Below are 23,125 nucleotides of genomic sequence, written 5' to 3' on the forward strand. Positions count from 1 at the left end.
AGGCTAGCCGTCAATAGACTTGGGCATCGTTCCTTTCGTATTTGGCAGGGTCACAGTCAAAATCAAGAAGAAACATTACAGACTATCGAAGAATAATAATGTATATTTGCTTTAAATGAAATAAAAGGAGGGGACTTTTATATGAAGAAAATGCTATCTATTTCGGTTGCTTTTTTCGTATTGTTGTTGTTTTCTTTCTTGGTTATACGCTACAATAGCGGCCCAAAAACCATAAAAGAAGCGTTAAGTATTTCACATCCAGAGAAAATAAATATTATCCATGAAGAAAGTACGGAACACGGAATTGTAGTTTTTTACCAAAAATTCAATGATACTGGATTTTCAGCAGCAGTTTTAAAAGAAAGCTTTGGTAACTATAAAGTGATTTATAGCGCCGCTCAAGGTGATATTAGTGAACCATTAAATCGGTTCGGATTCACTTATATGTTTTTTCCATCTATAAAAAATACTTCTCCCCCTATGTATTATGGTCTTATTCAAAATCCCGATATAGCTCAAATCAAAATTATAGAACAGAAAAGAGGTATGGATGGACGGGCAAAAATTATTGAGGGAAGAGACTCCAGATTATGGTTGATGGATATGTCTCCATTTGAAGGATCAGAATTTCAAATTATAGCTTTATCTAAAGATAATAAGGAAATTTCAAAAAGGAACGACAATCTATCACTTCAAGTAACGGATGTTAATCAAAGTGGAACGGAAAAATAGAAAAAAGAACGACCTTAAAGTAGTAGTTTTTACAACAAATAAAAAGCAAGATGGATATATTACTCTTTACAAGGATGAAAGTAATAATATAATAAGCTCCGTGGTGAATTCTGTTAGGGCAGAGGATTCGGTGCTAAGTACGCCTTTAACTAGAAAGAAAATGTCGGAAGAAAAGGCCTGTCGTTACCGACGGACCATTCTGGAACAAATTGGGTTGTGTTTTGCAGTGTTCCCTCACAGGGGTGCTTCTTTTCAGGCTATGCACTAATCACTGATACGGAGAAGGAAAAGATCTAGTCAAGCGAGAGGCTTCCGGAACATCGGCAGCCGCCAGAAATTCTCCTTAAGGCGTTGATGCGGTTCAACGAGCTCGAGCGGCATTCCGAACGATGGAGCGTATCGTCATGTATGTGGCGACGAAATTGCCGTACGCGCCACCAGCGATTTCCGCCACGCCGTCCAAGAATCCTCGGATGGATGGAGAAGAGCGGGATAGCGGACATGTTGCAGTCACCAATGATAAAGCCTTATGCTTTACAGTTATAGGAGTTCTGGGTATCCTTAGAAATAAGTTCGCTAATTGATTTTGGCTGCAAAGTATGCCTCCTTTATTACTGCAAGTTGACCAAAACCAAGATTAGCCCCGTTCCATGTGAAAGTGTACCTAATGCCTTGCCAAGAAGGGCTCCGTGACAAGACTCAGGGTCAGAAGCTTTCATTGCGTATCCCAGAATAGATGAGGTCGTCAAAAGATCCCCCGGTTTAATGGTAACTGAAAGGGCTTCTGCCTTGCAATAGACGCGTCCGGCAAGTGCCACATAAATTTCTCCTTCCAGCACGTTATCCTGCTGAAGCTTCAACCCTGTGTTCACTCCGCCTGCTCCGCTGACTATTCCTGCTACCTTACGATCGTACGCCATATCACTTATCTTTAGTTTGCCGGGATGACACTCATCGATGGCCATGACCGTACCTGGTTCAACTCCCGAATCTTTCTCCACTGAAAAAGGCTCAGCCAGATCACTTCCTCCTGTAATTTGGAGAATATCCACGGTCGCCATACCGTTCACATGCAGTGGCGTCTGAGGGTTTTCATTGTTGATTCCGACACGTCCCCCACGTAGTGTCATTATGTTGCCAAATCCCTGATTATGGAAATTCATGACATCACCACTTACGGCTATGTCCCAAAGGGGAAAAGGTACGGGTACCCCCGGTCGATCCGGGTCAATACCGTAGTTTTGAAACCGCAAACGTGAGTATTCAGAAAGGGTTCTCTGTGTAATTTTTAATTGGGGAGAACTGAAATCGCCTGTTGAACTAACATGAAGCTTCGCTTCCGGATTTTCAATCCCTATGCCAATATTACCGGAAACACCGATACGCGTTGCTTCTCTTCCGTTCGTCTTGAAAACGAGTGGCTTTTGGTCTGTTGTGCCCAAGAAGTGTGTTGGCGGATTGGTGCCGGCATTGCCACTGAGCAGCCAATCTGCCTGTTGCCTGAATTCTTCTGGTAGCGGTTGGATTGGATGCATTTGAGGATACTGTTGCTGCGGATACAATTGATGATAATGATGCGGATAAGTAAATTGCGGGCATGCTTGATAATACAGGTTTTGATACATCATGTTACCTTCTTTCTTCTAAAGAAATTAAAGTTTGACGTTGCTGGAGGCCGCAGACATTAGCTTGGTTTCCCGATTACAACGGATCCCGGAAAACGATCATCCCTTTTAAGGGTTAATGGAATATTGATATTAATTTTTTCGTCATAAAATCCTGGCCTGATTAGAACAGTCCAACCATATCCGCTGCGTCTGGGATCGCGAACACCGTTCGGCGTTGTGCCTTCTGCTCGGGTAACAGCTTTACCGATCATATTATAGGGAAACCGGAAGGTCCCGTGCTCACCAACTACCTGCCCCTTCCAAACATCCCCGTTTGGGCAAGGATCACACGGGTCTCCGACCGAATCGATTACTCTCCATGGGGGTTGCCGGGTTCCATCAACATGCAGCGGGTTGGGGGGGACGGCATATTCGAATGTCCAATCGTTCTGATATTGGCCCAACCGGATGAAATTTATGTTTCCAACCCTTATGCCGTTCTCTACTTCCTCCTTCGAGGCACAACGATTATAAATAGTTAGTTCAGGCAAGCAGGGATCAGTACTGGTACATACCACTGCCATTCCGGCTATTTCCGGGACAGTTGGATATCGACCACCGTGTTGGCGTTTAAATTCCTCCAAAAAAATAAACCTTCCCCTAAATACATCACTGATCGCTTCAATGCCCACCTGTTTTTTGAAGTTATAATCAAACTCTTGATCTAATTCTCCCCATGTTTTTATATCCAAAATAATAAATACGGGGCGATAATTTAAATTAACGGACATGGTATTGCGAATCTTGTGAAGGAAATCAACCAGATAGACACCCCAGCTTGTACCGTGCCCCGGGCGATCATGCCCTACCAGAGCTCTTGGTATTCCATTTTCTCTGGTCACGCTGTAGTCTAGCTCTACCACCCAAACGCCGAAATCATCAATTTGTACTTCGGGCGGGTGGGCCATGCGTGGGCAATCCAGATCTCCATCTTTGTTATTGTAGGAGTTATGCGTTCCTTTGAAAATAAGTTCATTAATTGGTTTTGGCTGCAAAATGGCCCTCCTTTACCGCTGCAAAGACTAAAACGAGGATAAATCCCTATTTATGTAATATAGCCCAATATCTAGTTTTACATTGCAGGTGACCCAAGGGGCAGGGGGAGTTTAAAGTTGGGAGTTATCCATTAATGTCTAGTCCTCTTAATTTATTTAACAACAGTTCACGATAGTGTATTCTAGACTTTTGTCCCTAGTGATAAGTTTTTTTGAAAATTACGAAACGCAAAGAAAGATTCATTCTTCTCGAATATCAAGAGTAATGTTGGGTTTGATACTTCCAAATTGGCTTGGACTGTGTTTAGAAGCCGCCTTTTTGTTCGGAATAGACGATCCCCACCCCCATCTTGCGAAATTATTCATTTATAATAATTATTCTGTGTCCCGGAGGGGTTATCCACTCTCTTACCAACGATTCGGCAACCTCAGAACGCGCGGGCAGATCTCCTCGTTGAAGAATTTCAACCATCGTATTTTTAATTCTGTTTTGTTTTGCCATTTGCTCAAGATTGCTGTGCCCGAAGTTCTCGGTCTGCACTCGCTTCTTCGCGATATTTCTTGCAATTTTGCGTAACTGTTCGTCCAAGTTAATGGTGTTAATTTCTCCTTCTCTCGTTCGAATTCTAAGTCTGGTGGAGTCAGCTAGAAACGAAGGAGCTTCTCGCGTTAGGGGAAGTCGTGCGGCGAGTGGGCACTGATGAAATCGCGACAATGATGTGGGTTTCGATTCAAAAGGAGAAAAAAGAATTCGTTCTAACATGCAAGCAAGGAAAGAAGCAAGGGAGATCCCCTTGCTTCTTCTAGTACTAATTTCGGATTGCAAACCGATTCATTTGCTTAGATCTTTATTCGAATCCATTATCACATCGGGAATTATGATTTGGTTCCAATGATCTAATTAATCTGAAGGGAGGACTTTGCCGGACATGAACGGGATCGAGGCGCCCCAAAAAATTCGGGAGAATGAAAGTCAGTGTTTTGACCTCCTATACGGATCGTGATCAAATCATTAAGGTGTAAAAACTATTTGACATTCATGAATGTAGATACATATAATTAAAATGTAAAAACTATTTTACATTTAATAAGGAGAGATGTTTATGAAAGACTTTAAAAAAATGGATGAAATGGAGAAATATATTTCATCTAAAAGTGTATTTTGGACTTATACTTACATGGTCACTTTTCTTGCAGTTTGGATAGTTATTAATTTGCTCAATAAGATGTCTGTTACTGTACCTTTATTTTTATTTATTTCACAAATACTGTTGCAGAGCATAATTAGGTCAACTTTAAAGAAAAAGATGAATGGTGGCGATGAAGAATAGAATTAGAGAGTTGAGTTATTATTTGGAAATAATTTGTTGGTATTTTGATCGCGTTTTGATGAAAACTCTGAGTTATACTTAGTTACGTCGTTGGCAATTAAGGCCGAACGATTCGTATACGAAGGCAAAAACCGCTTTATTTTTCAACGCCGAACGCGAACAGAAAGAGGTGAATGAAGTTGAAAAGAAAAGCGATGCGTCTTCTTGCAATACTTTGTGTAGTGGTCATGTTTTTACCTTCCGTTGTATTTGCTACAGATAAAAAGGAAACAAGCATCATTGTAGCAACTGGAAAAGATGTTCCTACAGGTGGTATTCTAGGAAGCCTTCCAGAGAAATACCCTGCAAATGCTGTTGAGTTTGTTACGCAAGATGGAGTTAAATTATGTGGTTATGTGTTAGGCAGTGGTAATAAAGGTATCACACTTGGTCATGAAAATGGATGGATGGTTGATAGCTGGCTTCCTTTTGCTGAAAGACTTGTAAAGGAAGGATATATGGTGATTCTTTGGGCATTTAGAAATGATGAACCTTCTGATTCGGTTTCTGGAGATGGAACTTATCGTAGGGATTTAGATGTACTGGCTGCTGCTCAGGTGTTAAGGGAACGTGGTGCAACTAAAATCTTGTCTATGGGAGCATCCATAGGTGGTACTTCTACAGCTGTTGCTGCGCCAAATATACCGGAATTAGTAGGATTAGGAATATTATCTTCTCCACGACAATTTGGTATAAATCCGGCAATAAGCGCGTTGGAGGCTGTTAAAAAGATAGATGTACCCGCTTTTTTCGCGGTATCAGAGAAGGATCCTACCGGAAATTATTATGATGAAGTCAAAGCTCTTTATGAGGCATCCGCCTCAAAACAAAAGCAGTTTCACGTTATCGATAGTCGTGAACATGGTACAGATATGTTGTCTGAGGAGGGCAGGTATTCCAAGCTTTCCAAGGATTCGACTGGTGAACAAAAACAAGAACGTAAAGCATTAGCCGACAAATTGTTGCTTTTTGTCAATAATTCCTTTGGCAAGACAACTAGTACAGATGATGATAGTAATAAATCATCAAACAATACAGCCAATCACAATACATCAGACAAGGTTGATACAAACAAAACAGAGATGACGGCATTTATGAATCCTACGATCATTGGAGCGGGAATATTATTTATACTTGCTATCGTAGCCATCATAATGGTTAAAAAGAAGAAGTAGGATCTTTTATTTTGAAAGTCCTACCACCGCGTATGTGCAGTCATGAAAGCAAGCAAAAGGGACTAACCCGTAAAGGGTCAGTCCCGACAGCTGCGTCTTGCTATTATTCTACAAGCTTCCAGGATTCATCGCTGCCCGGAATGCTCTTCGTCCACCACTTGGCTTGGTAGAGCTTGCCCTCATAGCGAACCAAATTGCCTTCTACATACACATTGCCCGGCACGTAATCCACACTGCCGTCTTCATTTGGAATCACTTCTTTTTCCCATGCTTGGGAGGAATCCGGCGCTTGGCCTTGTACCCACCATTTTGCCGTGTATTTCTCTCCTTTGTAGATGACCGTATCCCCTTGATAGTAGATCTTGGTCGGATCATACGTATCCGCAAGCCCGTCGAGAACGGTAATATTGCGCTCTACAGAGGCTTGCAAACCTTGATTGTCTTCTACGGTGTACATCAGCTTGTAGGTTCCCGGAGTAGAGGAATCCACCGTTCCTTCGATCACGATGCGATCGGTCAGGTCGCCGTCCTCTTCATCTGTAGCGGAAACCCCTTCTTTCGGATCGAAGTTCTCGCCAACGAGAACCGTTTTATCTGTTGCGCCATGAATGACTGGCTTGTGATTCATCTTTTCTGCCACAGTAATCGTACGTTCAACAACCGCTTGCAGCCCTTGGCTGTTCTCTACGGTATACACCAGCTTATAGGTTCCTGTAGCAGAGGAATCAACTGCTCCTTCGATCATGATGCGATCGGTCAGGTCGCCGTCCAATTTGTCCGTAGCGGTAACTCCTTCTCTCGGATCGAATTGTTCGCTAACGAAAATCGTTTTATCTGTTGCACCATGAATCACGGGCTTTGTAGCAACCGGCGGGGTGCTTCCATTTCCGAATGCTTTGAAAATATCGGTATATTGATATTGCGCCGTTACGCCATTGTTGTTTTCCAACATCGCATCCCGATTCATCGACCAGAAGGAGGTCATCGCCAGCCCTTTCTCGATCGCATGATCCACAACCAATTGGGACCACTCTGTCGTAAAGATCGGATGAGCCGCGCCTTCAAAGCCGATGGATGGCGTCGTTCCAATGATGCCATAAGCGTCTTGATCCGTTAGATCCGTGTTGGCAAATTGCTTGAAGTACTGCTTGACTTGATTCTTCGTCGAATCAACGGCTCTCAACGAAGCGGAACCATAGTTCTCGCCAGGCAGGAGCGTTCCGCTGCCATAGCACATCGTCATGATGTTCACGACTTTGACATCCACGCCGGCAGACAAGTAAGCTTCCAATACATCCAATTGAACAGAAGTCAGACCGCTTGGCAGTACAGGAAGTGTTAATACAATATCGACTCCCGTTGCATCCTGAAGCTTCTTAATCGCCTGCGCGTTAGCGACATTCAGCGCTTTGTTCTGAGCGCCGCCCTCAATGTCGAGGTCTAATCGGGTTAGTCCATAGCCTTGAACAATTTCCATATACGTATGGAAGAGGGTATCGGTGTCTTGAGTCACTTCCCAAAACGATACGCCATTCAAACCGCCCAGCGAGATCGTGACATCGCCGCCCATTTCGCGAATTTCCCGAATAGACTGCTTAATCCCTTGGTATTGGGTGTTATCCGCATTCTTTTCATTCAGTACGGAATATCCTCCCCAGCCCCATTGCACTTTGCCGTCCGCGATTTGCTGCGAACTGGATTGAATAAAGCCGAGATTGAAAAATTTCACGCCGGTATCCTCGGAAATTCTAGCGAGGTTAGGGGCGCCGTTGTTGGAGTATCCTGGCTTGGTAACCCATGCAACCATATCAACGAATGGAGAATTGACTTGCTTCGGCCACTCGATTCCTTGGCCAACCCCAAAATCATATCCCGGGGCTGTCGCTTCGATAACGGAAATGGTGCGTTTTTTCTCGACCGTTAATCCTTGCGAATCCGTAACGGAGTACACCAGCTCATACTTGCCGGCAGCATTCGTATTAACATCTCCCGTCACGGCAATACGGGAAGTCAGATCTCCGTCTTCTGCGTCCGTAGCAGTTACGCCGGCCAGCTTATCAAAGTTGTCGCCAACTGTAAGCGTCAGATCTGCTATGCCATGCAAAAAAGGCGGTTGATTCATGCTTGGAGCTTCTTCGACAACAGTAATGGTGCGTTTTTTCTCGACCGTTAATCCTTGCGAATCCGTAACGGAGTACACCAGCTCATACTTGCCGGCAGCATTCGTATTAACTTCTCCCGCCACGGCAATACGTGGTGTGAGATCTCCGTCTTCTGCGTCCGTAGCAGTTACGCCGGCCAGCTTATCGAAGTCGTCGCCGACTGTAAGCGTCAGATCCGCTACGCCATGCAAAACAGGCGGTTGATTCATGCTTGGAGCTTCATCACCCAGAATGAGTTGTCTGTTCATTTCCGGGCTGTTATTCGACACCCGCTGAACCAGCTCCATGCTTGTAATCTTGGCATCTCCCTTCAGTTTGAACGTATAGGATCTGCCAGTTTCAATCGTTTTTGCATCATAGACCGATTTCAAATCGACGACCGTGTAACCGTTCTCATTCGTTACGGTTCCCGCCAAATAATCGCCGGAAGTCAACGGCCCATCGGCTTGGATGTAAAGCTTCGGCAGCTTAACCGTTTTTGCTCCTCTTTCCACCGCTTTCAACACTTGATTCGATTCGGTCAAAGACTCGTTATTGAAGAGGGTAATTTCATACCCTTTGCTGTTGCCCCAAGCCTCAGTATACGGTTTCACATCCGCCGTTACGTCCAGCTTGGTATATTGGATTTCATGTGTTGTCAACGCCTGGCTTCCGAAGAGGCCTTCTTTCGTTGCCTTTGTTAATTTGTCGCGCTTGGCAGGATCCGTAGTAGGGGCATCATTGGAAGCCATCCAAGCAATGACGCCGCCCAGACCATTTTCAAGCACATATTTCGTTTTCTCTTGAATAGATCTTTCATTGTCATACGTGTAGAATACGCCGGTAGTCCCATCATACAGATATGGAGCTTTGGCAGCATCATCCCAATATTCCTTGAGATTCGGGTAAGTGGCCTTCAGCTTGTCGAGGTTGCGATAAGACCAAATCCCTGTTCGGCGGCCGCCGTCCCCAATAGCGAGCGCTGCTTCGCCAACCGCGCCGCGGGATGGAGTCTGATCCGCATCCTTCGCGGATAGTGCCGCATCCCCGAATAAACCCGGATGATTCGGATCGGATCCTTGCGACACTTTATCCCAGCCGCGAGTATAGTAGGCTGCCCCGATCACAATCTTATTCGGCTCAGCACCTTGCTGAATCAAATAATTCACGCTCTCGTCGATGGACAGGTTGTTGCCCGTGAGCGGGTCGTTCGGGTTCGTATACAAGCCGGTATGGTGGCCGCTTACTTCATCCCATGCGCCGCGCATGTCATAAGTCATAATGTTGGCAAAGTCTACAATGTTGAACAGTCTTGGCACATCAATGCCGATATCAATCTTGCTCTTCGGCGCTGGAAGCGCAACAGACAGTTCATATGCTTTACCAAGCTCGGCTCCTTGCTTATTCAATGCGTTTTTGATATCTTGCAGGAGCAAAATATAATTGTTTTTGTCCTCCGGCATGGCGTATTTCGTGCCTTCATCGTTCTTATTATCGACCAAATCGGGCTGTCGAACTTCAGCCGGGAACTCCCAATCGACATCCACGAAGTCCATGTTTGTGTACTTGATGAATTTCATGACATTTTGGATCAGATTCGCCCGTTTTGAAGCATCGGCTGCTACGGCAGCGAAGTCGCCTGATTTCGACCATCCGCCAAGAGAGATGCCGATCTTCAGATTCGGGTTTTCAGCGCGCAATTGCTGCAGGGCGATAAGGATGCCTGCATTGGCCGCTTGCCATTGAACGCCATCCTGGCCGACAGGCGCTTCTACAGCCGCATCCTTGTCCGTAAATACAAGGTTGCCTTGGGCATCAAAATCGAGAAACGCATAGTTCAAATGGGTTAATTGATCGGCCGGAATATCCTTGGGATAAAAGTTTCCTTGTCCTCCCCAAATTGACCAATCGCCATAGTACATGACATTCCGGATTTCCTTTGTTGCATTTTTGACCACAGGTTCCTGTGCTGCGGAAACAGTCGTTCCTGCGTAAGCCGGCGCCAACGAAGATACGAACATCATGATGGTCATTACCGTTATTGCGAACAATCTTCGGGCACTCCGCTTTCTCCCAGTCTTCATCCGTTATTCACTTCCTATCAATAGATTTTATTAATAGGCAGCTAGGGGGGGGCATCTCGCCATGAATCATACAAAAACAACGCATACGACGAATAGAGATGGGGTTCTATTAATCGGCATCTGGCTGGCATAGAATTTCTTCCTTAGCCCCTTTAGTTTTGCGTCACTAGATTTCCCTAGCTTTGCCTAGTCGTGCTTGTGCAAACATGCATACTCTTGCATAACGATACATGTTTACACCGTTAAATATACAGCAGTTTCGCGTTTCGTTAATGGGTCATGCGGCTCAAATGTGAATATATGAACATAGGACGATATTATTATTCAGTTGAAATCTATCATGTTGAAATTCGGATGGAATAAGGAGATGTATGTTAATTCCATATGGTTTGATACTGGACATCAAGCCTGTAACTGCAACGTTCCCTTGTTACTCCTTGTAATGCTTTTTTACAGATTCTTCATGTCCGGAAAGGCTTGGGCAGTAGGTCTTAGGGAGGATGGGAGATGTATTGTAGTGTGGGTGAACGAGCCAGAGTTCGCAAAATAATAACGGAATATAACTTTCCTTATAAGTCAAATTCATGCAACTAAATAGTTCCTTGGATGGATTTAAAAGGATTTATCCTTCGTTTTTGGGTAATTATACCTCGTCCATAAGTTGGAGAATCAGGAATAAAACAGTGGGCTGACGATCATTTTTCAAAAACGGAACCAGGATTGCTTTGACAGGTAATCCATTTTATTTTATAGTAAGTAACATACTAACTACTAAAGGAGTTGCCATGGAAGAACTTTTTAAAGAACTTCAGAAGTGGGGCTTTTCGCAATATGAATGTAAGGCGTATATAGGGCTGTTAAAAAATTTCCCCATAACCGGATATGAAATAAGTAAAAGGTCAGGTGTACCTCGTTCAACGATTTACGAAGTGTTAGCAAAATTAATGGATAAAGGTGCGGTTTATACAGTACCTTCTGACCCTGTAACCTATGCACCCTTACCCGCAAAAGAATTAATCCGTCGCTTGCGTAATGACTTTGATAATTCTATGGATTATCTGGAAAAGAATTTATCTGCGTTAGAAAGTGAACAGGAAGTAGATGTCATTCGACGCATCAGCAGTGATGAACGCGTTGCGGCCGAAATGATTGACATTATCGATAAAGCGGAAGAAGAAATATGGTTGTCGATTTGGGAACCGCAAGTCTCTTCTGTAAAAGGTGCTATAGATAGGCGGATAAAAGAGGATATCCACGTTTTTTCGATTCTTTTTGGAGCACCTGAGATTCGGCTTGGTGTAACGACTCATCACAATTATATGGCTCCAGAAGTAGCTGAGGAACGTATGAATGGTCGCTTAACGATTGTTGCACGGGACAATGAAGAAGTATTAATTGCAAACTTTTCGCCAAACACACCGGCATGGGCGGTAAAAACAGAAGACCCTGCACTTGTGTTAATTGCGATGGAATACATCAGACATGACATTATGTTTTCAGAATTAGTGAAAGAAGTGGGGCCAGAGAAAACAGAAGCACTTTGGAAAAACGACCCTAACCTATTTCATGTTGTTACTGGAAAACGGTTCAAATAAATTGAACCGTATTTTCTTTCTCTTTTTCATAGTAGTTAGTGTGTTAGCTTCTAATGTTTAAAAATAAGGAGGGGATGAAATGAGTCTGTCGAATGTCCAAATGAATTCGACTCAGAAAGATGAAGACAGCTTTATCCAAGGAGTAAAAGATTGTATCCCTACCTTACTAGGGTATTTAAGTATCGGATTAGCTGCTGGCGTAATCCAAAAAACTGCGGGACTTAGCATAGCTGAGATCGCTCTAATGTCTTTAATTCTTTATGCGGGCTCAGCTCAGTTTATTGCTGCAGGCATGATCGCAACAAGTAGTTCGCTTACTGCTATAATTATTACGATTTTCTTTGTTAATCTTCGTCATATTTTACTTAGTGCAGCACTAGCACCTTATTTTCGGCATCTTTCTCCGCTTCGAAACATGCTGGTAGGCTCTCTACTCACCGATGAGACATTCGGTGTCGCGATTACCGAGGCTGCAAAGAAAAAACGAATCAGTGAGAAATGGATGCATGGCCTCAACATAACCGCTTATATCAATTGGCTTGCAGCTAATGTAGCAGGAGCATTTTTGGCACAATGGATTTCAAATCCTGAGAAATTCGGACTAGCATTTGCCTTACCCGCTATGTTTATTGGCATTCTCATCCTCTCCATGTTAGGGCGAAATAAAATCAAACTGGATATCTTTGTCGCCATTATCGCAGTTGTCATTGCAGTGGGAAGTTCTTTCGTGTTATCCAGCAGTATGGGGGTTATTATTGCTACAATTATTGCCTCAACAATAGGAATGGTGGTGGAAAAATGGAAGTAAGATGGGACATTTTTTTGATTATTCTCGGCTCAGCGTTTGTAACGTTCCTTCCAAGGGTTGTTCCTCTTATGGTGCTTAGTCGTTTTGAATTGCCAGAATGGGGAATGCGATGGTTAAATTATGTTCCGATTTCTGTCATAGCAGCTCTGATAGGTCAAGAGATATTTATCCATGATGGAAAGATTCCACCGCTTACAAATAACATCGAATTTTTTGCAGCCATACCGACTTTTTTGATTGCGATAAAAACACGAAGTTTGCTGGGAACCGTAGTGGGAGGTATTATTTCCATTATCATTTTACGCTTTTTGTTTTAAAATGAGATCTTAATTTCGTCAGGTTCCACGTTTACATGCAACACCACTGCTATTGGAAAGAGCATATTTGTCCATTATCGGCAAACCCGCGCAGTGTGCGGGTCTTTATCTATACATGAGCCTGTTCTTCGATATAAGGACAGGCTTTTCGTACATCTAAAAGAAGCACCGACTAGATACCTCCCTATTTTAAATGCGTTCCTTAAAAACACCATTCCATGTTTGAACACCTTTGGCGAGATTGCATTTACAGATGCGAAAAAATGGGAATAAAGCCCTTTTTTCTTTTATGGTCAAGTCCTCTACATATATCCAATACTAAATCGATAAATTTGAATAAATTATATAGATCTTTGTGCTTCTTACTAATGCTCAAGGAGGAATCATATGGATGACTCGTGTGTACTCGGCCCCATCGACCCGGAGGAAAGGCGATGTAAAGCGTACCAAATTCGGAAACAAGCCGCCATTGAAGAAAAGTTGCGCAAAATCCTGCCGCAGCCCTGCAATCACGATGAAAAAAAATATCCGAACAAAATCGGGAACTTCTCGAAAGGCCTGCCGCATAACGTTCTTGGAGAAGTTGATCAGCATGCTTACAAGACCTATCTCAAAGCATTAAAAAGCGGAAAGCCAAGTAAATTTGAAAAAATTCCGCTCGGGGGAACGCTCAAGCTCGTTAATCCGCAAGCCTCATACGTGTATGATCTTGCCGGACCCGACGGGCATTCATTAACGATTCCAGCTCCGCCTTCGATAAACAGTGCTGCGGCCGCCAGCGATATGGTCGAACTGTATTGGGCATCGCTGTTGCGCGATGTTCCTTTCAATCGGTACGATAGGGATTCATTAGCGGCTGCAGCAGCGGAAAACCTGTCAAATCTGACGGATTTTTACGGACCCAAAATAAATGGACAAGTAACGCCGCAAACCTTATTTCGCGGCGTTACGCAAGGCGATCTGGCAGGTCCATATCTCTCGCAATTTTTATATAAAGAGATTCCATTTGGCGCCACTGCCATTATTCAAAAATACAAGGTTCCTTTGGCAGATCAACATTTTTTAACGGATTATCAATCATGGCTAAGCATTCAAAATGGCGCTGCTCCATCTGCTTCTATTGCCTATGATCCAGAGCCCCGATATTTAAGAAACGGAAGAGATCTAAGCGAATGGGTGCATAAAGATTTTTCTTATCAAGGTGTGTTAATGGCCTGTTTATATTTGTTGAGCTTGGGGCCTTCCGCACTTGACCCGGCCAATCCGTATTTCCAATCGCGCACCCAGACTGGATTTGTCACCTTTGGTGCTCCGTATATTTTGGATTTGGTCGCTCGGGCCGCGAATTTCTCGATGGAATCTGCTTGGTATCAGAAGTTTCTGGTGCATCGGAGACTGCGGCCGGAAGAGTTTGGCGGTCTCGTTCAAAATCAACGAACGAACACAGTAAATTATCCGATTAACCATCAGCTTCTGGATTCTCCCGCAGTTGAACTAACCTTCAATAAATATGGCACTTACTTGCTGCCGCAGGCTTACCCGGAAGGTTGCCCGGCACATCCTTCTTATCCGGCAGGTCATGCCGTAATTGCCGGCGCAGGCGTCACCATGTTAAAGGCGTTCTTTAAAGAAGATTTTGTTCTGCCGAATCCAGTTATAGCGAGCGACGACGGCCTGACCCTTGAGCCTTTAAACGGGGTGCCGCTCACAATAGGCGGTGAATTGAATAAGCTTGCCAATAACTTGGGCATCGGTCGGGGATTTGCAGGCATTCATTATCGTTCCGACTGCTTCCATGGAATGAATCTGGGCGAGGCTGCCGCCATTGGTTTGCTTCGCAACTACAGGCATACGTTTAACGAACCATTCCGCGGATTTACGCTTACGAAATTCGACGGCACAACCATAATTGTAAAATGATCGCCTGGGCATAAAGCGGCCTCAGATTTTCCTCGAAAAGTAGTGCAAGGTGTTTTATGAAAATAAAGATTGTTAGGAAACAGTGACAGTATGGACGAGAAAATAAAGTCCTAGACTGTCACTGTTTATATCACTAGCGTCTGACGTTCCTGACGCATCCATTTACTCCCATTTGAAGAAGCGAAGAGACATACTCATACATGTCACTGTAAGCACAATCATCACAACCACGGGGATGATGACACGATCCATTGGCAAGCCAAGTGAAGCGGCCTTCAACATCTTAATGCCCTGTGTCAGCGGTAATATATCGGCCACTTTTTGAAGCGCTGCAGGCATAACTTCATAAGGCAAGGTAGCACCAGAGAAGATAAGCATTGGAAAATATAGCAGGCTGGCTACAGCACTTGCTATTTTCATGTTTGGCGCGAGTCCACCCACCAGTAGTCCTATGCTGAACATGGACAGCATAACCAGTAAGTATGCGCCTAAAAATTGCAGCCACGAGCCATGAAATTGATAACCAAAAAAAATCGCTGCAGTCATATAAACGAGGATAAGGGAAGCAATGGAATAAAGGGCATAGATTACAACTTGTACGGCTAATATAAGAGCGGGACTGGTCGGCGTAACCTTAAAACGTTTTAGTATCCTCCTGCTTCGATAATCGGATACCACTAGAGGAAGTCCCATAATTCCGCCAGCGCATATTGCAATCGTGGCCACCGCTCCAAACGATTGTTCCAGGAAGGTATAAGCTGCGCCATCGAATGCTAGCTTATTTCCGAAAATTGTGCCTAAAATGATCACGACGGCGACTGGCATGCAGATCGCAAAGATGAACATGTCCATCCCGCGAAGAGACAGTTTGCACTCTGTTTTGAGCAGCGCCCTAAATGCTCTCATTTTCTTTCCTCCTCATCTGTATACCAAAGATATGCATCCTCAAATTTCTCATGAGGACTGGCCGCAATCGCTTCCTGTACGGTTCCGCAAAAAATGCTTTTCCCTTTTTTCAGAATCATGATTTTGTCACACAGAGCTTCCACCTCGTCCATAAAGTGAGAGGTCAACAGAATGGTTAACCCTTCTACTTTTAAATCAGCAAGGCTTTTCCACACATCCCGTCTTGCTCTCGCATCTAGCCCAGTAGTCAACTCGTCTAAAAATACAACCTCGGGATTTGGAATTAACGCAAGAACGATGAACAGTCGTTGCTTCTGTCCTCCCGAAAGCTCGCTTACATGACTTTTCAGCTTGTCGGAAAGTCCAAATTGATGTAACAAGCGCGTGTAATCCTTAGCGGTTTTGTAAAGAGATGCAGTGACCTCACAAAGTTCCGACACTTTTATTTTCTGTTGGTAATTGGCTTCTTGAAATTGAACACCGACCTTCTCAAACAGCTTTTTACGTTCCGTTTGCGGATTCATTCCCAATATGGCCACCGTACCGCTGTCCTGTTTTTTGGTGCCTAATATACACTCAATGGTGGTGCTTTTTCCTGCACCGTTTGCGCCCAGCAAGCCGAATACTTCACCACGACAAATCGATAGGTTTAGATGTTCAACCGCTTTGACGTTGGCGTAAGATTTGCTCAAGTTTTCTACCTTGATCGTCGTTTCCACGTTAACCAATCCCTCCTAAATGCTCTCTTTGCATAAATAAAATAACACCAGAGCAAAGTCTGGTGTTAAAGTGTAGGGTTTGTGGTAATTGCTTTTTCATTTTCTCAAGGTGTGTGAGCATCATTCGTGTGTAACCGTTTCAAGCTGGTATCAAACTCTTTCTCGATTGATTCGTCTCGTTGATAGGTAAATAGGCTTATGGCAATACTGACAATAAGGTTGACAATAAATCCGGGAATGATTTCGTATATATCTTTCGTAATTTGCAGATCAATATTTTTCCAAATGATTACTGTTGTTGCGCCTGCTAACATTCCGACAATGGCGCCCCAATTGGTCATTTTTCTCCAGTACAGGCTTAACAGGATAACGGGGCCAAAGGAAGCGCCAAAACCGGCCCAGGCATAAGCGACGAGACTTAAAATGGTTTTGTTTTCACCGCCCAACGCAAGCAGGCAGGCGATGACTGAAATCGTTAGAACAGCCATTCGTCCAAAGAACACAAGTTCTTTGTCAGAGGCATTTTTACGCAGAATCAGCTTATATAAATCTTCTGTTAATGCACTAGAGGTTACAATGAGCTGAGAAGAAATCGTGCTCATGATTGCAGCCAATACGGCAGCAAGGACAAGTCCGGCAATAAACGGATGGAATAAAATTTGTCCAAGTTGAATGAAGACAGCTTCTGGATTAGACAATGTATAATTTGTTTGTGTAAAAAAAGCAAGACCCACCAATGCTGTTAATGAAGCGCCAAGTAATGAAGCAACCATCCAGCCCATACCAATGCGTCGTGCAGTTTTGGTCTCTTGTACAGAGCGGATGGCCATAAAGCGGACGATAATATGCGGTTGTCCAACATAGCCAAGTCCCCAGGCAACTGCAGAGATGATGCCGAGCGCAGTAGTACCGGCAAATAAGTCCAGGAGGGACGGATCTATGGCTCTGATTGTATCAACGGTGTTGGCAAACCCACCGGTCTCGCTCATTGCTAACACCGGTACAAGGATAAGGGCAAGCAGCATGATAAGCCCTTGGACAAAGTCCGTCCAACTGACCGCAAGAAAGCCCCCAAACAATGTATAGGCTACAACCACTCCGGAAACGAGGAGCAGCCCCGCTATGTAAGGAAGGGAGAAGGAATTTTCAAAAAAGACGGCTCCTGCCACCATACCTGAGGAAACATAGAACGTAAAGAAAGTTAGGATAACAATAGAGGAAACGATCCGCAGAAGTTTGGTGCGATCCTTAAATCGATTTTCCAAAAACGACGGAATGGTAATGGAATTCCCGGAAACTTCCGTGTATGTGCGCAAACGTGGGGCAATAAACAGCCAGTTAAGATAGGCGCCAACCGATAAGCCAATGGCAATCCAGATATTTGACAGTCCCGTTAGGTAAATCCCTCCCGGAAGCCCCATTAAGAGCCATCCGCTCATATCGGAAGCGCCAGCACTTAAAGCAGTTACAGCAGGCCCTAAGGAACGTCCCCCTAACATATAGTCCGTCAAGTTGGTCGTTTTTCGGAAAGCATACCACCCTATACCTAGCATAGTTGCCATATATATCACGATGGCAATCAATTTTGGGGTATTTTCTAACACTGTTCCACCTCGTTTAAAAATGATTATTTATTCAATATATAACCAACACATTAACATATTGACCTGAATTTCGAAAGTGAGTTGAAGGCTGTAAGTGGGATGTTCGTACAATGTTATCTGGGAGCGTCAGAGAACTTCAACTTGCCAATAGGTGGAGGAGTGGGCTATTTTCAGTGTAAGATGATATTTTCCAATATTACATACTGTAGGTATACTTAGGGGAAGCGAGCGTTGCGAAAGCATGGATAAGTACAGTGGAGTTGAACTGGTGAAGTTTGCCGAAGCGAGTGCGGATTCGTGGGTTTCATTTCAGTATTCGTAAAAGGAGAATTCTCGTAAAAAATAAGAATGTCGACAGCCTGAAGCACCAAAAACCCGCATAAATTGCGGGTTTTGGTACGTTATTGTTCGGAGAGGAAAGGCGTTATCCAGTAAATACCTGAACCCATGTGTTGTTATAAAAAGCAATACCGATATGGGTATAACTATTATTCAGTATATTTGCTCTGTGGCCTGGGCTATTCATCCAGTCATTCATAACCTGGGTAGGGGTGGTTTGCCCTTTTGCGATGTTCTCTCCAGCGGTATTGAATGTGACCCCGAATTCCTTCAGCATATCGAAGGGGGATCCATGTGTTGGAGAAATATGATCAAAGTAATTGTTGTTGTACATGTCCTGTGCCTTGACCATAGCCACATTTGACAATTCTCCACTCCTACTCAATGAACCTAATCCTGTTTTAGACCTTTCTTGATTTACTAGATCCAGAACCTGCTGCTCGAATTCGGATAGATTATTTTCTTTATTACCTTCCTGTACTGATCCTGTTGAACCTGTCGGCTCCTTATTTTCAGGATTTCCTGTAGGCGCCTGGTTTGCTGGATTTCCATCCGGTGTTCGAATCAGATCTAATAAATCCAACGGAATTCCATTTTGTGCTTCTTTTGTTGTCATGGAAGATCGCTCTTTCCATGACGTAGCTGTTGATGATGCCTGTGTGAGGACAGAGTTTGGCGCAGTAGTTTGACCATGAGTTGAAGTTCGTGTTTGTTTAGGAGTCACTTGCTGTTGCGTCATATTGTTATGGGACGAACAACCTGCCACCAATAATAATACTGCTAATACGAAAAACTTTGCCATTTGCCAACCTCCCAGATCTGTTAATTAATGAAGTTACCGGATTTAGGTTTTCCTGCAAGCCCTTTACTTATTCCTCAGTACGGTTTTCTTCTTATCCAGAGTGCCTTTTTGTGAACGATACCACTTAGATAACCTTTTCTATCTTGATCGATGTTTCCACGGTATCAAATCCTTCCTAAATGCTCTCTTTGCATAAATAAAATAACACCAGAGCAAAGTCTGGTGTTAAAGGATAGGGCTTGTGGTAAATTGCCTTTTCATTTTCTCAAGGTGAGTGAGCATTATTCGAGCGTTGTTCTCGGCGTATTGTAAGGATGTAAGCAGTTTATCGCATACAGAGATAATGTAGTCCGTCTCTTCGGGTGTATCAATTGCCTCTCGTAGGTCCACGTTGGGATCACTGGATAAAGCATTTAGCATCCGCAAAATTGCGGCAAGGGAATAATTTGCGCAGCGTAAAGAACGTATAATTTTCAGCCTCCTGAGATCCTCTTCGGAATAAACACGATACCCATTTTGCTTTCGTTTCACAGTCAATAAACCATTCAATTCCCAATTTCTTAAGACGTCTATTGAGATTAGCAGAAGGTCAGCCGTTTCTTTTCTGGTTAAGTTAGTGTTACTTAGTTCTTGGTTTTTGCCTGACAAAAGCTTCTTTGTAATCGCGATAGCTTCTTCGGCGTTTTGTTGTTCTCTTTTTATTTGTTGGTAATAACGGTTTGTCAGATGAATAGCTTTGTCAAAATTTCTGGCAGACGAGGTCTTAATAATATCAATTGCTTGTTTTCGCAGACCGTTTTGCAAAACCTCAACTTGTAGAGCTGTTCTCACAAATGTAAGCTGCTCCACATGGAAATCTGTAAAAACACGGTAACCATTCGCTTTTCGTTCCGCTTTTGGAATAAGTCCAAGTTCCTCATAAAGCCGCACAGTGTTGGGATGGATTCCAATGCTGCGAGCTATTTCTGCTGTTTTGAACGTATTCATGAATCCTATCACCTCATCTTTGCACGATATCATCACGTAAAGGTCTGGTGTTATAATGGAGGGTTTTACAAGAATAAGTAAGGAGAAGTAATGTAATCGGGCATGTTAGTTTTTACATTATCTAGCATGCCCTAAATCTAAGTAAGCTGAAAAATTGGGTGTGACTAAGGAGGTTCTAACTTTATTTATCTTTATGTGATCTATAAGTGAATGATATTATTATTATCGCCTGTTGTGGAAAAAGGTTTGATTATATTTGTTAATTTAACAGTACTCACCTTATTAGTAGTAACCCCGTTTGCTTTATATACGATTTCAATATTAATTTCATCATCAGTTCGAACCTTTACATCTCGAATTAAATTTCTAGAGGTATAGGTTATCTTTCCATTAGAAGCATCCGGTAAAGTGAAGGGGTCATTTGCTTGACTTAACGACAAAATCATTTTTCCATGAATAGATATACCGTAGGCAACACTTGAAAACTGTTTATCTTCCCCAATGATTTCTAAATCGTGATCAGAAACATACACAGAGTTTGAACCTGGATAAACTACAAATTCGATGTTTTTTATTCGTAAGTCAGGTGTTTCAATAGTAAAGCTATAGACTTTCGGGTCCTGGCGGAAATGAAATTGCTGATACGAAAGAATAATAGTAGCCACGATTAGAATAAGACATAATGATGGTAACGCAAAGTGTTTTCTAAACATACGGTCCCTCCTTTTCATCACATTTATCTAAGGCAACTTATGAAAGTAATAGGGAGACATTTAAATGTCTCCCACTAAATTATATAAGATTTCTCAATATGGAAGTTTCGAGTCTACGTACAATTTTCCTCTTATTGCACCGAGCCAAAGGGAACAAGTGGTTCCAATAGAAGTATTTATACCATTTCCTTCCCATGAAAAATTAAGATCAGTTTTTGCAAACCAGTAGGAACGAGCCAGAGCGGATCTTTCTTTTTCAAGATCCTCAATCGGTCTTATTATTTCTGTGCTAGGAGTACCAGTAACTCCAAACCCCGAAGCATTTGCACCATATAATTTAAAGATTTTTGATTTGTATCCATTCCCTTCGAAAGCCAAGAAGAAGTCTGCGTATACATAGGCACTTGCTGTACCAACGATTTTTTGGCATTTAAAATCCCAATATGTAGTTCCATATTGATCTGTTGAGCTTCCAAATGGTTGTATCATTCCAGGATCCTTACTTGTCGTTCCAATCTCCGTTCCGACATAGATGAAAGAACCATCAGGAAAACGATAATATTTATCCTGGTTACCTAATTGAGGCTCGAATGCAAAAAAGTCAGCAGGAATTTGTTGTTGCAATTCGGGTTTATATGCGTCCCATAATTCATTATTTCTGACTTTTTCCTTAAGTAGCTCCTGTTTTTCTTTTGGTACAACATTTTCTTCAAAAAATTGATTTAAGTCAATACCTTGCACTCCATTAACATCAGTAGACTGAACTTCACTAGCACTAGCAACACCTAAAGACGTAAACAACAACACAATAGAGAATACAAAGACTGCTCCTTTTTTGAACAATTTCATTGCTACTACCTCCTGTATTGTTTTCACTACGTGAAAATAGTAACAAGTATTCCAGAATGTAATATATAAAACAAATCACAATTATACCAAAAAAAACCGATAGTAATAAAAATAGCATCTTTAAAAACAATATCTAAAATCTTGTATCAATTAACAAAAAATATCATATTCTATCTCGCAAAAATTATCGAACTGACTTCATAGGAAAGGACAGCACGATATCGTGCTGTCCTTTCTACAGAGACAGATATCTAATATCAAGCATACCGCTTGATTAGTGTTTCATACACACTTTTAGGACGGAGCCCGACAAGTTTTTCGACCGGCTCGCCGTTGTGAAACATAATGACGGTTGGCATAGACATCACACGGTATTCGGATGCGATGGCAGGGGAGTCGTCACAGTCTACCTTGAGTACGGTTACCTGTTCACCATATTGATGATCTAACTCGTCGAGAATGGGCAGAAGCGCTTTACATGGCGGGCACCACGTTGCTCCGAATTCAACAAGGGTCACCCCCTGCTCACGAATAGATCCCTGAAATGATTGTTCATTAACTTCGTGCATACTCATCGTCATTCCTCCCGGTTCGTTGTTTGTCTTTCGTTCAAAATAAAGCGGATGCGCTCCTGCAGATTGGACTTTATAGATTCAAGAAGATGGATTTGCTCGTCGATTTCCGCAAGTTTTTGTTCATAGATTGGGAGCACTTCTTGACAGAAGGCTTCTTTATTCTTGAGAACGCATTGCAAAAATCCAGCGATTTGCTCCGTGGAGAGTCCAAGTCCTAAATAAAACTGAATAGTGCGCACTTGTTCTTCCGCCAGAGGTGAATACTCGCGGTAGCCATTTGCATGCCTAGCGGGAGCAAGCAAGCCCTGCTGCTCATAGTATCGCAGCGAGCGAAGGCTAACGCCAGTTCGGGCGGAAAGTTCACCGATTCTCATGACAAAATCCCCTTCTCGAATGATTCTTCCTCATTATAAACCCTGACACTGGTGTTAAGGTCAACCACTACGTGATGTGATGTAACAAAATAGTTGTTCATCCAGCTAATGGCTGTCGGATATGCTAAGCGCCGTTTAAACGAAAAAGGCTGGTTTTAGGAGTTTCTCCATTTTGTTCAGCTTGGATTTGTGCATCAACCTGTGTATTTCCTCAAGCGTATAGTCGTGAAAAAAACGGAGGATAAGTACGGTTCGCTGCTTGTCGGTCAGTTTTTGGATTGCCTGCGATATCATTTGGTTCGTCCCATCCATCAACACAGTAGGTTGATCCCAAAGAGACTCTTCCCGAGAGAAGGCACGGATGCGTTCAAAAATACGGAATCTCCGCCGAAATCTCTGCACTTGTCGGATTACCAAGCCGCGCAGCCAGAAGTGGAAAGGTCGGTTCGGGGT

At 43.2% G+C, this 23,125-nt stretch carries 20 protein-coding genes, 1 pseudogene and 1 riboswitch; of the genes and pseudogenes, 7 read left to right on the forward strand and 14 right to left on the reverse strand.

Annotated features, from left to right (window positions below; translation table 11 throughout):
- The first annotated feature begins 141 nt into the window (after positions 1-141).
- Entirely contained in the window at positions 142-732 is a 591-nt protein-coding gene (locus ACQ5BJ_RS11325; protein WP_430109627.1) for a hypothetical protein, read from the forward strand.
- Between the two features lie 361 nt (positions 733-1,093).
- On the opposite strand, the gene ACQ5BJ_RS11330 is transcribed toward ACQ5BJ_RS11325, so the two are convergent.
- From ACQ5BJ_RS11330 to ACQ5BJ_RS11340, 3 genes are all read right to left on the reverse strand, one after another.
- The gene (locus ACQ5BJ_RS11330) at positions 1,094-1,249 is read right to left on the reverse strand and encodes a hypothetical protein (protein WP_430113394.1); all 156 of its coding nucleotides are present in this window, start codon (positions 1,247-1,249) and stop codon (positions 1,094-1,096) included.
- A 94-nt stretch (positions 1,250-1,343) separates the two neighbouring features.
- Positions 1,344-2,360 carry a hypothetical protein gene (locus ACQ5BJ_RS11335; protein WP_430109626.1) on the reverse strand — a complete coding sequence of 339 codons (1,017 nt, stop codon included), beginning with the start codon at positions 2,358-2,360 and terminating at the stop codon, positions 1,344-1,346.
- Positions 2,361-2,416: 56 nt separating this feature from the next.
- A complete protein-coding gene (locus tag ACQ5BJ_RS11340) occupies positions 2,417-3,394 on the reverse strand; it encodes a hypothetical protein (protein ID WP_430109623.1) in 978 nt (325 codons plus the stop codon).
- A 1,103-nt stretch (positions 3,395-4,497) separates the two neighbouring features.
- Here ACQ5BJ_RS11340 and ACQ5BJ_RS11345 point away from each other — a divergent pair.
- Positions 4,498-4,725: a hypothetical protein gene (locus ACQ5BJ_RS11345; RefSeq protein WP_430109622.1), complete on the forward strand. Its 228-nt coding sequence runs from the start codon at positions 4,498-4,500 to the stop codon at positions 4,723-4,725.
- 179 nt (positions 4,726-4,904) lie between these two features.
- Positions 4,905-5,939, forward strand: coding sequence for an alpha/beta hydrolase (locus tag ACQ5BJ_RS11350; RefSeq protein WP_430109620.1), 1,035 nt, complete (start codon positions 4,905-4,907; stop codon positions 5,937-5,939).
- 103 nt (positions 5,940-6,042) lie between these two features.
- Here ACQ5BJ_RS11350 and ACQ5BJ_RS11355 read toward each other — a convergent pair whose 3' ends face one another.
- A complete protein-coding gene (locus ACQ5BJ_RS11355) occupies positions 6,043-10,164 on the reverse strand; it encodes a glycosyl hydrolase family 18 protein (RefSeq protein WP_430109617.1) in 4,122 nt (1,373 codons plus the stop codon).
- 112 nt (positions 10,165-10,276) lie between these two features.
- A riboswitch (cyclic di-GMP riboswitch) is annotated at positions 10,277-10,361 on the reverse strand.
- Positions 10,362-10,949: 588 nt separating this feature from the next.
- Here ACQ5BJ_RS11355 and ACQ5BJ_RS11360 point away from each other — a divergent pair.
- The 4 genes from ACQ5BJ_RS11360 (at position 10,950) to ACQ5BJ_RS11375 (ending at position 14,804) form a co-directional block, all read left to right on the forward strand.
- Positions 10,950-11,759 (forward strand): TrmB family transcriptional regulator, encoded by an 810-nt coding sequence (locus ACQ5BJ_RS11360; RefSeq protein ID WP_163977244.1) that lies wholly within the window; start codon positions 10,950-10,952, stop codon positions 11,757-11,759.
- Between the two features lie 79 nt (positions 11,760-11,838).
- Entirely contained in the window at positions 11,839-12,567 is a 729-nt protein-coding gene (locus tag ACQ5BJ_RS11365) for an AzlC family ABC transporter permease (protein ID WP_268622488.1), read from the forward strand.
- Entirely contained in the window at positions 12,558-12,884 is a 327-nt protein-coding gene (locus ACQ5BJ_RS11370; RefSeq protein ID WP_262866837.1) for an AzlD domain-containing protein, read from the forward strand. Before ACQ5BJ_RS11365 ends, ACQ5BJ_RS11370 begins: the two co-directional genes overlap by 10 nt.
- A gap of 387 nt (positions 12,885-13,271) precedes the next feature.
- Positions 13,272-14,804, forward strand: a complete 1,533-nt coding sequence (locus ACQ5BJ_RS11375) for a vanadium-dependent haloperoxidase (protein ID WP_430109613.1) — start codon at positions 13,272-13,274, stop codon at positions 14,802-14,804.
- A gap of 162 nt (positions 14,805-14,966) precedes the next feature.
- Here ACQ5BJ_RS11375 and ACQ5BJ_RS11380 read toward each other — a convergent pair whose 3' ends face one another.
- The 10 genes and pseudogenes from ACQ5BJ_RS11380 to ACQ5BJ_RS11425 form a co-directional block, all read right to left on the reverse strand.
- The gene (locus ACQ5BJ_RS11380; RefSeq protein WP_430109611.1) at positions 14,967-15,710 is read right to left on the reverse strand and encodes an ABC transporter permease; all 744 of its coding nucleotides are present in this window, start codon (positions 15,708-15,710) and stop codon (positions 14,967-14,969) included.
- A complete protein-coding gene (locus ACQ5BJ_RS11385; protein WP_430109607.1) occupies positions 15,707-16,429 on the reverse strand; it encodes an ABC transporter ATP-binding protein in 723 nt (240 codons plus the stop codon). The genes ACQ5BJ_RS11380 and ACQ5BJ_RS11385 overlap by 4 nt, the downstream gene beginning before the upstream one ends.
- Before the next feature lie 104 nt (positions 16,430-16,533).
- A complete protein-coding gene (putP, locus tag ACQ5BJ_RS11390) occupies positions 16,534-18,033 on the reverse strand; it encodes a sodium/proline symporter PutP (RefSeq protein WP_430109604.1) in 1,500 nt (499 codons plus the stop codon).
- A 424-nt stretch (positions 18,034-18,457) separates the two neighbouring features.
- The gene (locus ACQ5BJ_RS11395; RefSeq protein ID WP_005550368.1) at positions 18,458-19,174 is read right to left on the reverse strand and encodes a CAP domain-containing protein; all 717 of its coding nucleotides are present in this window, start codon (positions 19,172-19,174) and stop codon (positions 18,458-18,460) included.
- Positions 19,175-19,399: 225 nt separating this feature from the next.
- Entirely contained in the window at positions 19,400-20,161 is a 762-nt protein-coding gene (locus ACQ5BJ_RS11400) for a MerR family transcriptional regulator (protein WP_430109602.1), read from the reverse strand.
- Positions 20,162-20,361: 200 nt separating this feature from the next.
- Positions 20,362-20,874: a hypothetical protein gene (locus tag ACQ5BJ_RS11405; protein WP_430055479.1), complete on the reverse strand. Its 513-nt coding sequence runs from the start codon at positions 20,872-20,874 to the stop codon at positions 20,362-20,364.
- A gap of 93 nt (positions 20,875-20,967) precedes the next feature.
- A complete protein-coding gene (locus ACQ5BJ_RS11410) occupies positions 20,968-21,723 on the reverse strand; it encodes a hypothetical protein (protein WP_171418990.1) in 756 nt (251 codons plus the stop codon).
- Between the two features lie 257 nt (positions 21,724-21,980).
- Positions 21,981-22,298, reverse strand: a complete 318-nt coding sequence (trxA, locus tag ACQ5BJ_RS11415; protein WP_005550361.1) for a thioredoxin — start codon at positions 22,296-22,298, stop codon at positions 21,981-21,983.
- Between the two features lie 2 nt (positions 22,299-22,300).
- Positions 22,301-22,672, reverse strand: a complete 372-nt coding sequence (locus tag ACQ5BJ_RS11420; RefSeq protein WP_005550360.1) for a MerR family transcriptional regulator — start codon at positions 22,670-22,672, stop codon at positions 22,301-22,303.
- A 192-nt stretch (positions 22,673-22,864) separates the two neighbouring features.
- Positions 22,865-23,119: pseudogene (locus tag ACQ5BJ_RS11425) on the reverse strand (sigma factor-like helix-turn-helix DNA-binding protein); the annotation flags it as partial.
- Between the last annotated feature and the right edge of the window lie 6 nt (positions 23,120-23,125).

Source organism: Paenibacillus sp. B1-35 (assembly GCF_050474385.1).
In the GTDB taxonomy this organism is placed as follows: domain Bacteria; phylum Bacillota; class Bacilli; order Paenibacillales; family Paenibacillaceae; genus Paenibacillus_B; species Paenibacillus_B alvei.